Source organism: Pseudomonas sp. BNK-30, from assembly GCF_047456185.1.
In the GTDB taxonomy this organism is placed as follows: domain Bacteria; phylum Pseudomonadota; class Gammaproteobacteria; order Pseudomonadales; family Pseudomonadaceae; genus Aquipseudomonas; species Aquipseudomonas putida_E.
Map to the genome: position 1 here is coordinate 747,914 of NZ_CP179904.1, position 12,696 is coordinate 760,609.

Genomic DNA, 12,696 nt, shown 5'->3' on the forward strand with positions numbered 1-12,696 from the left:
CTGCGCCTTGAACTTGGTACTAAAGTGCTATTACTCCAGCCAGCGCCCTGTGGCGATGGCCTTTGACCAGAGGAACGATCGTGCATAACGTCGTGATCAGCGGCACCGGCCTGTATACCCCGGCCCAGAGCATTTCCAACGAAGAACTGGTGGAATCCTTCAACACCTGGTCGCAACAGTTCAACCGCGACAACGCTGCCGCCATCGAGCGCGGCGAGGTCGAAGCTGCGCCGCTCTCCGACGCCGCCTTCATCGAGAAGGCCTCGGGCATCAAGAGCCGCTTCGTCATGGACAAGGCCGGCATTCTCGACCCGCAGCGCATGAAGCCGCGCCTGCCGGAGCGTTCCAACGACGAGCAGTCGATCCTTTGCGAGATGGGCGTGGCCGCTGCCCGTCAGGCACTCGAGCGCGCAGGCCGCACCCCTGCCGATGTCGACGGGGTGATCGTCGCCTGCTCCAACCTGCAGCGCCCGTACCCGGCCATCGCCATCGAAGTGCAACAGGCGCTGGGCATCCAGGGCTTCGCCTTCGACATGAACGTGGCTTGCTCCTCGGCCACCTTCGGCATCCAGACCGCAGCCAACAGCGTGCAACTGGGCCAGGCCCGTGCGTTGTTGGTGGTCAGCCCGGAAATCTGCACCGGGCACCTGAACTTCCGTGACCGCGACAGCCATTTCATTTTTGGTGACGCTGCGACTGCCGTGCTGGTCGAGCGTGCCGACCAGGCCACCTCGGCACACCAGTTCGATATCCTCGGTACCAAGTTGCAGACCTCGTTCTCCAACAATATCCGCAACAATTTCGGCTTCCTCAACCGTGCTGCGGAAGAGGGCGTCGGTACGCGGGACAAGTTGTTCGTGCAGGAAGGCCGCAAGGTATTCAAGGAAGTCTGCCCGATGGTCGCCGAGCTGATCGGCAAGCACCTGGGCGAGAACGATCTGCAGCCCTCCGACGTCAAGCGCTTCTGGCTGCACCAGGCCAACCTGAGCATGAACCAGCTGATCGTCAAGAAGCTGCTGGGGCGTGAAGTGGCCGAGGAAGATGCACCAGTCATTCTCGACCGTTATGCCAACACCAGTTCGGCGGGGTCGGTGATTGCCTTCCACCTGTACCAGGATGACCTGGCCAAGGGTTCGCTGGGCGTGCTGAGCTCGTTTGGTGCGGGCTACTCGATTGGTAGTGTGATTCTGCGTAAACGCTGACAGTCAGCCCTGCGCCGGCTTGCCGGCCGCAGGGCCAGTGCGTTTCTCGCAGGCAAAAAAAGGCAGGAAATGCCGGATGGGGTCGGCATTTCCCGCCTTGAGTGAAGCTCAGGCGTTGCAGCTTAGAACTTGGCTTCCAGGTCCACCTGCAGCGTGTCGACATCGGCATCGCTGTTCGGCAACTGCGACAGGTCGGTCTTGGCCATCAGGTAGGCAGCGCCCAGCGAGAAGTTCTTGTCGATTTCATAACCGACCTTGAACTTGTGGCCGCGCGAGCCGGTGTAACCGTTGCCGAAGTCGGAGTCGGTGAACAGGCTGACCACGGCGTTGCGCTGAACATCGCGGTAGTTGTAATCCAGGCTCCAGGCGCCGACTTTGGTCTTCAGGCCAGCCAGCCAGGCCTGGTCTTCGCCATCGGTGCTTTCGGTGTTCTTCACGTACTGGCCATACGCCGACAGCGGGATGGCCAAGCCGGTGAAGTCCACCTGGCCGAAGCCTTCCACCAGGTTGAACTCGTTGGTGGTATTGCCGAACGACTGCAGGATGGTCGCTTCCTTGTCGTTGTCGTAGCCATAGATGCTCGCGCCGACGGTGAGCTTGAGCACATCGGCCGGGGCGAACTTGGCGCCCAACTGGCCGTGGTAGACCTGGGCGTCGTGCTTGTACTGCACGCCGTCGCCGTCCACGTTGTCCTTGAGCGTGTACTGGCCCGCGCTGGCGAAGACTTCGGCGCCGCCGAGGTCGGCTTTGTAGGTGGCGGCAACGCCTTCCGGGTTGATGTCGCCGTCCCAGATGATGTCACCCATGCTCACCCAAGGCTGTGCCATCTTGCCGCCGATCAGGTGCAGGTTCGGTACTGCGCTCGGGTGCCAGTCGAGGTAGGCCTGGTCGACCCACAGCGATTTTTTGTCGAAGTAGTTATCGAAACTCTGGTTGGTCGAACGGCGGTCTGCGCTGCTGCCGGTGGCGATGCGGATGCCTGCGTCGACTTGCGGGTTGATCTCGCTGTAGAAACCGACGCGGGCGCGAACGCGCTGGCGGTCCTGGTTGCCGCTGCTGCTGTTCGGGTCGTCGACGTTGACGTCCTCGTAGCGCAGGCGGATATCGCCTTTGACCTGGGTCTTGGCGGCCCAAGCCACTTTCTGTTCGAAGGAGCTCATGCGTTCTGACTGAGCTTTCTGGTCGGCCTTTTCCTTGGTTTCTTTTGCCAGGTCACCTTGCAGTTCGTTGTACTGCGCCTGGTTGATCGAGCCGTTGGCGCGGAGCATTTCGAGCAGCTTGGCGTCGACAGCCGCACTGGCCGGAGTACTCAGAGCCAGCATCATGCCGGTGAGGCTCACTCCGGTAAGTGTAGAAACAAGACGCATAAGGTTCTCCCTACTGAAAAATATTGGGGAGGCTCAGCGTCCACCCCCATGTTGGCATGTCTTCGGAAAGGGCCTGAATAGACAGGTTCTAGGGTTCCGGAAAACAGGCGCAAGTATTGCGGGGGCGAATGACAGAATAATGTCTATTTGGTGGCACTGCCGTTAAGTAATTGAGAATGAAAGGATCGGGCCGGCATTCGGCATTTGAGTGAGAGGCCGGTATTCCCTGATACTGATGCCCTCACTCCGCGAGTCGACATCGTGACCAGCCTCTATAGCCTTGCCCATCTGCGTGACCTGCCTGCCGCGACCTGGGACGCCTTGGTACCTGCCGGCCAACCCTTCCTGCGCCATGCGTTCCTGAGCGCCCTGGAGGACAGCGGCAGTGTTGCGCCAGCCACCGGCTGGGCGGCGGAACACCTGGTGCTGGAGCGTGACGGGCAAGTGCGTGCGCTGTTGCCGGCGTACCGCAAGTGGCATTCGTACGGCGAGTACGTGTTCGATCATGGCTGGGCCGACGCCTGCGAGCGTGCTGGTATTGCCTATTACCCCAAACTGCTCGGCGCCGTGCCGTTCAGCCCGGTCAGCGGGCCGCGCCTGCTCAGCGTTGACCCGGCCGATGGCCTGCTCATGCTCCAGGCATTGCCTGAGTATCTGGGCAAAGGCGGGCTATCCGGGGCTCACATCAACTTCACCGACCCTGGCCTGGATGCACAGATGGCCGGCCTGCCGGGCTGGATGGAGCGCCTGGGATGTCAGTTCCACTGGCGCAACCATGGCTACCGCGACTTTCAGGACTTTCTCGACAGCTTGAGTTCGCGCAAGCGCAAACAGATGCGCAAGGAACGTGAGCAGGTTGCAGGGCAGGGCATCGACTTTCGTTGGTACCGTGGCGATGAACTTGATGAGGCCCAATGGGATTTCGTCTACCTCTGCTACGCCAACACCTACGCAGTGCGCAGGCGTACGCCCTATCTGACCCGCGAATTCTTTAGCCTGCTGGCGCAGCGCATGCCCGAGGCCCTAAGGGTCGTGATGGCGCGTCAAGGCGGTCGCGATGTCGCCATGGCCCTGAGCCTGGTGGGTGGCGACAGCCTGTTTGGGAGGTACTGGGGCTGCCTGGATGAGTTCGACCGGCTGCACTTCGAAACCTGCTTCTACCAGGGCATGGACTTTGCGATTGCCGAAGGCTTGCAGCGCTTCGATGCCGGCGCGCAGGGCGAGCACAAGCTGATTCGTGGCTTCGAGCCGGTGCTGACCCGCTCCTGGCATTATCTGCTTCACCCAGGCCTGCGCCGGGCGGTGGACGATTTCCTGCAGCAGGAGCGGGCAGGGGTTATGGGCTATGCCGAAGAGGCACGGGGGATGTTGCCTTACCGCCGGGATTGAAACCCGACAGGCCTCAATCCACCCCGACGAACCCGCCCGTCTGGTGATGCCACAGCCTGGCATACAAGCCTTGTTGCGCCAGTAGTTCACTGTGGCTGCCACTTTCGACGATATGCCCCTTGTCCAGCACCACCAGGCGGTCCATCCGCGCAATGGTCGAGAGGCGGTGGGCGATGGCGATCACCGTCTTGCCTTGCATGAGGGTTTCCAGGCTTTCCTGGATCGCCGCTTCGACCTCCGAGTCCAGTGCTGACGTGGCCTCGTCCATGATCAGGATGGGCGCGTTCTTGAGCAGCACCCGGGCTATAGCGATGCGCTGGCGCTGGCCACCGGACAGCTTGACCCCGCGCTCGCCCACATGCGCGTCGAAGCCCGTGCGGCCCTGGGCATCCGACAACTGAGGAATGAATTCGTCGGCACGGGCCCGGCGCACCGCCTCGTGCAGCGCTTGCTCGCTGGTATCCGGGCGGCCGTACAACAGGTTGTCGCGGATCGAACGATGCAGCAGTGAGGTGTCCTGGGTGATCATGCCGATCTGCGCCCGCAGGCTGGCCTGGCTCACCTCGGCGATGTCCTGCCCGTCGATCAGGATACGCCCGCCCTGCACGTCGTAAAGGCGCAGCAGCAGGTTGACCAGGGTCGACTTGCCGGCGCCGGAGGGGCCGATCAGGCCGATCTTTTCGCCCGGGCGGATGTCCAGGTTCAGCCCGTCGATGACGTTGCGGGCCTTGCCGTAGTGGAAGTCGACGTTATCGAAACGCACCGCGCCACGGGTCACTTTCAGCGGCGCTGCCTTGGGCTTGTCGGTGACGGTGACCGGCTGGGCGATGGTCTGCAGGCCGTCCTGCACCATGCCGATGTTCTCGAAGATGCCGTTGACCACCCACATGATCCAGCCCGACATGTTGACGATACGGATCACCAGCCCGGTGGCCAGGGCGATGGCGCCGACGGTGATCAGCGACTGGCTCCACAGCCACAGGGCCAGGCCGGTGGTGGCGACTACCAGCAAGCCGTTGAGGCTGGTGATGACCACGTCCATGCTGGTGATCACCCGCGACGCCAGCTGGGTCTTTTCGGTCTGTTCGCGGATCGCTTCGCGGGCGTACTGCTGCTCGTGGTCGGTGTGGGCGAACAGCTTGAGGGTGGCGATGTTGGTGTAGCCGTCGACGATGCGCCCCATCAGCCTGGAGCGGGCGTCGGAGGAGATCACCGAGCGCTCTTTGACCCGTGGCACGAAGTAGAACAGCGCGGCGACATAGCTGGCAATCCAGACCAGTAACGGCAGCATCAGGCGCCAGTCGGCCTCGGCGAACAGCACCAGCGAGGTGATCGCATAGATCAGCACATGCCACAACGCATCCACCGCCTGCACGGCCGAGTCGCGCAGCGAGTTGCCAGTCTGCATGATGCGCTGGGCGATACGCCCGGCAAAATCGCTCTGGAAGAAGTTGAGGCTCTGCTTGAGCACATAGGTGTGGTTTTGCCAGCGGATCAGGCTGGTCATGCCCGGGTTGATGGTCTGGTGCACCAGCAGGTCATGCAGGCCAAAGAAGATCGGCCGCAGCAGCAGGACCACCACCAGCATCCAGATCAGCTCGCCGCTGTGCTCGCTGAAGAAGTTGGCATTGGGCGTGCCCTGGGCCAGGTCGATGATGCGGCTCAGGTAGCTGAACATCGCCACCTCGATCAGCGAGGCAACCAGGCCGACCACCAGCAGGGCGAGAAAACTCGGCCACACCTGGCGCAGATAATAGAGGTAGAAGGGCCACACCTGGGTTGGCGGCGACTCGCTGGGCGCGTCGCGGAAGATGTCGATCAGTTGCTCGAAACGGCGGTACAGCATGGGTGACAACACTCCTGTTCAACCCGACCCTCAGGCGGTTTCACGTCCTTGTGAAGCCTGCAGTCAGTCGATGCGTTTGGCGGACTTGATGAACACCGGATCGGCCGGCACATCGCTCATGCCTTTCTTGACGGTAGTGCGCGAGTTGACGATCTGGTCGACCACCTCCATACCCTTGGTCACTTTGCCGAACACTGCATAGCCACGGTCACGGCCCGGGTTCAGGAAATCGTTGTCGGCCACGTTGATGAAGAACTGGCTGGTGGCCGAGTTCGGGTCGGAGGTGCGTGCCATCGACAGGGTGCCGCGGGTGTTCTGCAGACCGTTGCCGGCTTCGTTGCGGATCGGGTCACGCGTCGGCTTTTGCACCATCTGCTCGGTGAACCCACCGCCCTGGACCATGAAGCCCGGGATCACACGGTGAAAAATGGTGTTGTTGTAGAAACCGCTGTCGACGTATTCGAGGAAGTTCTTGGTACTGACCGGCGCCTTCTCGGCATCGAGCTCGATTTCGACCTGGCCGAAGCTGGTGTCGAGCACTACGTGAGGGGTCTTGTCGGAGGCCATGACGGTGGTGGCAAAGGCGACCGAGCAGGCGGTGAGCAGAAGTTTTTTCAGCATGGGCTCAAAGATCCTTGAGAGGTGGAAGCGGCTGCGAGGAACTGCAGCAAAGTCTGGTTGAAGACTTCGGGTTGATCGAGGGGTGTAGCGTGCCGGGAATCATCGATGACTACCAGCCTTGCCTGCGGCATCAGGGCAACGTAGCGCTCTTTGAGTTGTACCGGGGTGTAATCGTGGTCGGCAGCGACCACCAGCGTGGGACAGTGTATCTGGCCGATGCGTTCCTGCACGCCCCAGTCCACGATGGCGTCAAAACTCCTGAGGTAGGCGCGTTTGTCGTTGCGCGCCCAGCGTTGCGCCATCTTCTGGCGCAAGTCGGCTTGCTCCGGTTTGGGGAACAGGCGCTGGGCCAGGCCCTTGCCGACCGTCTCGACACTGAGGATGCGCGCCAGGCCCCAGCGCTTGGCCCACCAGACCCAGTCGTTGCGCGTACGGCGCTTGACCTCGGGGGCGCTGTTGACGATGCACAGGCTGCGCAGCCATTGCGGATGGTCGACGGCGAATTGAAACCCGACCATGGCGCCCATCGACAGCCCCACGAAGTGCACCGGGCCGGTCTGCAGGTGTTCGAGCAGGGCCAGCAGGTCTTCGCTGAATGTGGCGATCTGGTAGCCATCATTGGGCTTGTCGGAGCGGCCGTGGCCCCGGATGTCCATGAGGATCACCCGGTAATGGCGGCTGAGCGCGGGTACCTGCAGCTCCCAATCCTGGCTGCTCGAGCCCAGGCCGTGCAGCAGTACCAGGGGTTCACCCTGGCCGTATTCCTGATAATGCAGCGAGCATCCTTCATGTTCGAAATAGGCCATGGGCGCGGTTCTCTCAGGCTTGCGGGGGGGCTGCGAAGGGCACGTCCAGTGGCGCGGTGTCGAAATTGCGCAGCAGGTCGATGAGAATCTGCGTGGCCGGGCCCAAGGTCTTCTCTTTGCTCGAATAAAGGTAGAACAGTGGATGACGGCTGCCACCCTGGTCCAGTGGCAGCGGCTTGAGCACGCCTTCGCGCAGTTCGCGATCGATCATGTGCCGCGGCAGCCAGGCAAAGCCCAGCCCGCTGCTGACGAAGGTCGTGGCGGTACCCAGGCTGCCGACGGTCCAGCGCTGTTCTGCGCCGAGCCAGCCGACATCGCGGGGTTGGGCGCGGCCGGAGTCGCGGATCACCACTTGCAACTGGCTTTCCAGGTCCTGGAACGTGATCTCCCGGCCCAGGCGGTGCAGGCTGTGCTCGGGGTGGGCGACAGCCACGAACTCCACGGCACTGAGCTCGGTGCCCAGATAGCCGCCAATGCTGTAGCTGCTGATGGCAAGGTCGGCGATACCTTCATGCATCACCTCCTCGACGCCGGACAGCACTTCCTCGCGCAGGCGCACCCGGCAACCGCGGCTCTGCGGCATGAACGCGGCCAGGGCACGTACCAGGCGGGCACTGGGGTAGGCGGCATCGACCACCACACGTACCTCGGCTTCCCAGCCTTGCTCCATGTGGTGGGCCAGGTCTTCAAGCTGGCTGGCCTGCTTGACCAGGTGCCGTGAGCGGCGCAGCAGCACGTTGCCCGCCTCGGTCAGCACGGCTTTGCGGCCATCGATGCGCAGCAGTGGTACGCCGAGCTGCTCTTGCATGCGCGCCACCGTGTAACTGACCGATGACTGCGAGCGGTGCAGGGCTTCGGCTGCCTGGGCAAACCCACCGTGATCGACCACTGCCTGCAAGGTTCGCCACTGATCCAGGGTTACGCGCGGCGCTTTCATCTTTGGCTCCTGTTGACCTAAGCTGCGCTCTTTCAAGGAGAGCGCCCCATGAAGAAATGTTGTGCGGCAATACTGATGTGCCTGCCCCTCGGGGCCATGGCTTACCCCATCGACGTGGAGAAGGAACTGGCCGGAGTCAAGCTGGACTACACCGCCTACGACACCGCGTACGACATCGGAGCCATCACCCTGAACAACTATGGGCAAGTGCTGGCGGCCTGCAAGGTGACGTTCCGCAACGGCCCGGAAGCGCCACGGGTACGCCGGGTGAATGTACCGGCGGGCAAAAGTGTGGACGTCACGGCCAAGTTCAACCGGCAGATCATCAAGCTGCGCATCGCAGTGAACTGCAAAGCGGAATAAAACTGATTAATCGATAGATTGCACCCACTTTTTACGCTTTTTTATCGATAGGTCAAGCCTTAATCTCACCTCCATCGAATCGCAACCCATTTTGCCGTTGGAGGCACCCATGTCCCGCGTACTGATCGTCGAAAGCAGCGCCCGCCAGCAGGATTCCGTTTCCCGTCAACTGACCCGTGACTTCATCGAACACTGGCAAGCAGCGCACCCGGCCGACGAGATCACCGTTCGCGATCTGGCGGTGACCCCGGTGCCGCACCTGGACGCCAACCTGCTCGGTGGCTGGATGAAGCCTGAAGAGCAGCGCAATGCCGCTGAACTGGAGGCCCTGGCCCGTTCCAATGAGCTGACAGATGAGCTGCTGGCGGCCGACGTGCTGGTGATGGCTGCACCGATGTACAACTTCACCATCCCCAGCACGCTCAAGGCCTGGCTTGACCACGTATTGCGTGCCGGCATCACCTTCAAGTACACCCCGACCGGCCCGCAAGGCCTGCTGACCGGCAAGCGCGCCATTGTCCTGACTGCCCGTGGCGGCATCCACGCCGGCGCCACCAGCGACCACCAGGAGCCGTACCTGCGCCAGGTGATGGCATTCATCGGCATTCACGATGTGAACTTCATCCATGCCGAAGGCCTGAACATGAGCGGTGACTTCCACGAGAAAGGCATCAACCAGGCCAAGGCCAAGCTGGCTGCGGTGGCCTGAGCGTCAACCAATTCCCAACCCTGACACCTTGTTTGCTCCTTTGGGTGTACCTGCCCGGCCTCGATGGCCGGGTTTTTTTTGTGTGTGAATCACTCACGCCCATGAAATGCGCAGCCCCCACATTGCGCATGGTTGAACACATCGGTCGCAACCCGCTAAGGTCGCGGCCTTGATTTACGAGAGGCAACCATGGGCTACCTGATAATCGTCGCGCTGATCCAGGCGTTTTCCTTCAGCCTGATCGGCGAGTACCTGGCCGGGCACGTCGACAGCTACTTTGCCGTGCTCGCACGCGTGGTGCTGGCGGGCCTGGTTTTCCTGCCGCTGACCCGCTGGCGCCAGGTCGAGCCGCGCTTCATGCGCTCGATGCTGCTGATCGGTGCGCTGCAGTACGGCATCACCTATGTCTGCCTGTACCTGAGTTTCCGCGTGCTGACCGTACCTGAGGTGCTGCTGTTCACGATCCTCACGCCACTGCACGTGACCCTGATCGAGGATGCGCTGAACCGCCGCTTCAACCCTTGGGCCTTGCTCGCGGCCTTGGTCGCGGTCGCAGGGGCGGCGGTGATCCGCTTCGACAGCATCAGTGGCGACTTCTTCATCGGCTTTTTGTTGCTGCAGTTGGCCAACTTCACCTACGCTGCCGGCCAGGTGCTATACCGCCATCTGGTTGCCCGCCACCCCAGCGACCTGCCGCATTACAAGCGTTTCGGCTACTTCTACCTGGGGGCGTTGATCGTCGTGCTGCCGGCTTTCCTGCTGTTCGGCAACACCCAGCATTTGCCGAGTACCGACGTGCAATGGCTGGTGCTGCTGTTCCTCGGGCTGTGCCCGACGGCGCTGGGCTTGTATTGGTGGAACAAGGGGGCCTGCATGGTGTCCGGCGCTACGCTGGCGGTGATGAACAACCTGCACGTGCCGGTGGGGCTGCTGCTCAACCTGCTGATCTGGAACCAGCACGAGCCATTGGGGCGCTTGCTCATCGGTGGCGCGATCATCCTGGCCTCCGTGTGGCTGAGCCGCCTGGGCAGCCGCACGGATGCACCGCTGGTGCGCAGGGCCTGACATGCACACCATCCTGGTCATCGTCGCGCCGATCTTTGCGTTGATCCTGGTCGGTTATCTTTGCCGCCGGACCAACAAGCTTGGCGACAAGGCTGCGGCCGAGATCAACAAGATGGTGGTCTGGCTGTGCCTGCCGGCCCTGCTGTTCAAGGTCACAGCCACCGCAACCTGGAGCGAGGTATGGCACCCAGGGTTCATCGTGGCCTTTGGCGCAGGGGCGCTGGCGATGTTCGTGGCCACGCTGGCCTGGCGGCTGTTCAGCGGCCACGGGCTGGTCGCGGCCAGCATCGACGGGCTCAGCGCGGGGTATGCCAACACCGGCTATATCGGCATCCCGCTGTGTTTGCTGCTGTTCGGTCAGCCCGGGCTGCAGCCTGCGTTGATTTCTTCGTTGATCGTGGTCTGCCTGGTGTTCGCGATATCGCTGACGCTGATCGAAATTGGCCTACAGGAAGAGAAGTGGATCGGCCGCGCCATGTGGGTAGTGGGCAAGGCGCTGGCGAAGAACCCCCTGGTGATTTCGCCCGTGGCTGGGGCCGCTTGGGCAATGTCCGGGTTGGGGTTGGCGGAGCCGGTGATGCATTTTCTCGACATGCTGGCCTTGGCCACCACGCCCTGTGCATTGATTTCGCTGGGGGCGTTTCTGGCAGAGAAACGCAGCGGCGCTCAGGCCAGCCCATGGCCACTGGTTGCGATGAAGCTGGTAGGGCAGCCAGCGCTGACTTGGGTGTTGGCGTTCAAGGTATTCAGCCTGCCGAACATGTGGGCTGTTTCAGCGGTACTGCTGGCGGCGCTGCCGACGGGGACCGGGCCCTTCATGCTGGCGGAGTATTACAACCGGGAAGCCGGGCTGATATCGCGGACGATACTGTTGTCGACGGTGGCTTCTTTAGTCACCTTGACCGGGTTGTTGTACCTGCTGGGTTATGCGGGGTGATTTGGGGCTGCTGCGCAGCCCTTTCGCGACACAAGGCCGCTCCTCCTACGGACGCAAATCCCCGGTAGGAGCGGCCTTGTGTCGCGAAAGGGCCGCAAAGCGGCCCCAACAATCTCAAGCCTCGCTCATTTCTTCCAGGCGACGCGGCACTGGCTCTACCGAAGCGCGCCCCGCCAGCCCCACGCGCATGTCATTGCCGCTCGGCTGCTGATACAAGCTCAGCCCAAACTCCGGCAACACCGCCAGCAGGTAATCGAAGATATCCCCCTGGATCCGTTCGTACTCGGCCCACACGGTCGTGGTGGTGAAGCAGTAGATCTCCAGCGGCACCCCTTCGGCGCCGGTCTGCATCTGCCGGACCATGCAGGTCATGCCCTGGTGCACGTTGGGGTGGTTCTTCAGGTAGGCCAGGGCAAAGGCGCGGAAGGTGCCGATGTTGGTCAGCTGGCGGCGGTTGGCCGACAGCTCGGCCACCGGCCCCAGGGCTTCGTTCCATTCATGGAGCTCCTGGCGCTTGCCGGCCAGGTAGTCAGCGAGCAGGCGCACTCCGCTCAGGCGCTGTTCTTCTTCTCGGGTCAAAAAACGCACGCCCGCAGCATCGATGAACAGGCTGCGTTTGATCCGCCGGCCGCCCGATTGCTGCATGCCACGGTAGTTGCGGAACGACTCGCTCATCAGCCGCCAGGTGGGGATCGAGACAATGGTCTTGTCGAAGTTCTGCACCTTAACCGTGTGCAGGGTGATATCGACCACATCGCCATCGGCGCCGACCTGGGGCATTTCGATCCAGTCGCCGACGTGCAGCATGTCGTTACTGGTGAGCTGCACGCTGGCGACGAACGACAACAGGGTGTCCTTGTACACCAACAGCAATACTGCCGACATCGCACCCAGGCCTGACAGCAGCAACAGGGGTGAACGGTCGATCAGGGTGGCGACGATGACGATGGAGGCGAAAATCCACAGCATCATCTTCGCCAGTTGCACATAGCCCTTGATCGAGCGGGTGCGGGCATGTTCGGTGCGGGCATAGATGTCGAGCAGGCCATCGAGCAGGCACGACAGCGCCAGGGTCATGAACAGCAGGGTAAACGCCAGCGCCATATTGCCAAGGAAGTGCTGGGCGGTATCGGACAGCTCCGGTACCAGTTTCAGCCCGAACTGGATGACCAGCGACGGTGTGGTCTGCGCCAGGCGGTGAAACACCTTGTTGTGGCGCAGGTCGTCGAGCCATTTGAGCGCAGGCTGGCGGGCCAGCAGGCGCGTGCCGTGCAGGATCAGAAAGCGCGCCAGGCGGCCGATTACCAGGGAAACCAGCAGCAGCACGGCCAGGCCGATGGCGGCGTGGAGCATCGGGTGTTGGTCGAGGGTGCCCCACAGGTCGAGGCTGTCGCGCCAGAGTTTTTGCATATCCATGAGCTTGAGTACGGTCTTTGCTTGCGAAACGAAGCGCC

General features: G+C 62.3%; 12 protein-coding genes. 6 read left to right on the forward strand and 6 right to left on the reverse strand.

Annotated features, from left to right (window positions below):
- Positions 1–80 precede the first annotated feature (80 nt).
- Positions 81–1,202, forward strand: coding sequence for a beta-ketoacyl-ACP synthase III (locus ACMGGN_RS03545; protein ID WP_046788054.1), 1,122 nt, complete (start codon positions 81–83; stop codon positions 1,200–1,202).
- A 122-nt stretch (positions 1,203–1,324) separates the two neighbouring features.
- On the opposite strand, the gene ACMGGN_RS03550 is transcribed toward ACMGGN_RS03545, so the two are convergent.
- The gene (locus ACMGGN_RS03550) at positions 1,325–2,569 is read right to left on the reverse strand and encodes a putative porin (RefSeq protein ID WP_125924532.1); all 1,245 of its coding nucleotides are present in this window, start codon (positions 2,567–2,569) and stop codon (positions 1,325–1,327) included.
- 261 nt (positions 2,570–2,830) lie between these two features.
- Here ACMGGN_RS03550 and ACMGGN_RS03555 point away from each other — a divergent pair, with 261 nt between their 5' ends.
- Positions 2,831–3,958 (forward strand): GNAT family N-acetyltransferase, encoded by a 1,128-nt coding sequence (locus ACMGGN_RS03555; RefSeq protein WP_174142425.1) that lies wholly within the window; start codon positions 2,831–2,833, stop codon positions 3,956–3,958.
- Positions 3,959–3,971: 13 nt separating this feature from the next.
- Here ACMGGN_RS03555 and ACMGGN_RS03560 read toward each other — a convergent pair whose 3' ends face one another.
- From ACMGGN_RS03560 to ACMGGN_RS03575, 4 genes are all read right to left on the reverse strand, one after another.
- Positions 3,972–5,804 carry an ABC transporter ATP-binding protein gene (locus tag ACMGGN_RS03560; protein WP_414156468.1) on the reverse strand — a complete coding sequence of 611 codons (1,833 nt, stop codon included), beginning with the start codon at positions 5,802–5,804 and terminating at the stop codon, positions 3,972–3,974.
- Between the two features lie 63 nt (positions 5,805–5,867).
- Positions 5,868–6,425: a peptidylprolyl isomerase gene (locus ACMGGN_RS03565; protein WP_115274128.1), complete on the reverse strand. Its 558-nt coding sequence runs from the start codon at positions 6,423–6,425 to the stop codon at positions 5,868–5,870.
- Positions 6,419–7,231: an alpha/beta fold hydrolase gene (locus tag ACMGGN_RS03570; RefSeq protein ID WP_119687595.1), complete on the reverse strand. Its 813-nt coding sequence runs from the start codon at positions 7,229–7,231 to the stop codon at positions 6,419–6,421. The genes ACMGGN_RS03565 and ACMGGN_RS03570 overlap by 7 nt, the downstream gene beginning before the upstream one ends.
- Before the next feature lie 13 nt (positions 7,232–7,244).
- Positions 7,245–8,168, reverse strand: coding sequence for a LysR family transcriptional regulator (locus ACMGGN_RS03575; RefSeq protein ID WP_012315658.1), 924 nt, complete (start codon positions 8,166–8,168; stop codon positions 7,245–7,247).
- 48 nt (positions 8,169–8,216) lie between these two features.
- On the opposite strand from ACMGGN_RS03575, the gene ACMGGN_RS03580 reads away from it, so the two are divergent.
- The 4 genes from ACMGGN_RS03580 to ACMGGN_RS03595 all read left to right on the forward strand — a co-directional run bounded on the left by ACMGGN_RS03580 (position 8,217) and on the right by ACMGGN_RS03595 (position 11,242).
- Positions 8,217–8,531, forward strand: a complete 315-nt coding sequence (locus ACMGGN_RS03580) for a 3-phosphoglycerate kinase (RefSeq protein WP_414156469.1) — start codon at positions 8,217–8,219, stop codon at positions 8,529–8,531.
- 109 nt (positions 8,532–8,640) lie between these two features.
- Complete coding sequence (locus ACMGGN_RS03585) at positions 8,641–9,240, forward strand: FMN-dependent NADH-azoreductase (protein WP_046788059.1); 600 nt, start codon at positions 8,641–8,643, stop codon at positions 9,238–9,240.
- 189 nt (positions 9,241–9,429) lie between these two features.
- Positions 9,430–10,305, forward strand: coding sequence for a carboxylate/amino acid/amine transporter (locus ACMGGN_RS03590; RefSeq protein ID WP_039603958.1), 876 nt, complete (start codon positions 9,430–9,432; stop codon positions 10,303–10,305).
- A 1-nt stretch (position 10,306) separates the two neighbouring features.
- Entirely contained in the window at positions 10,307–11,242 is a 936-nt protein-coding gene (locus ACMGGN_RS03595) for an AEC family transporter (protein ID WP_119687593.1), read from the forward strand.
- Between the two features lie 114 nt (positions 11,243–11,356).
- Here the strand turns inward: ACMGGN_RS03595 and ACMGGN_RS03600 are convergent, their stop codons facing one another.
- Positions 11,357–12,658: a mechanosensitive ion channel family protein gene (locus ACMGGN_RS03600; RefSeq protein WP_046788064.1), complete on the reverse strand. Its 1,302-nt coding sequence runs from the start codon at positions 12,656–12,658 to the stop codon at positions 11,357–11,359.
- Positions 12,659–12,696: the final 38 nt, after the last annotated feature.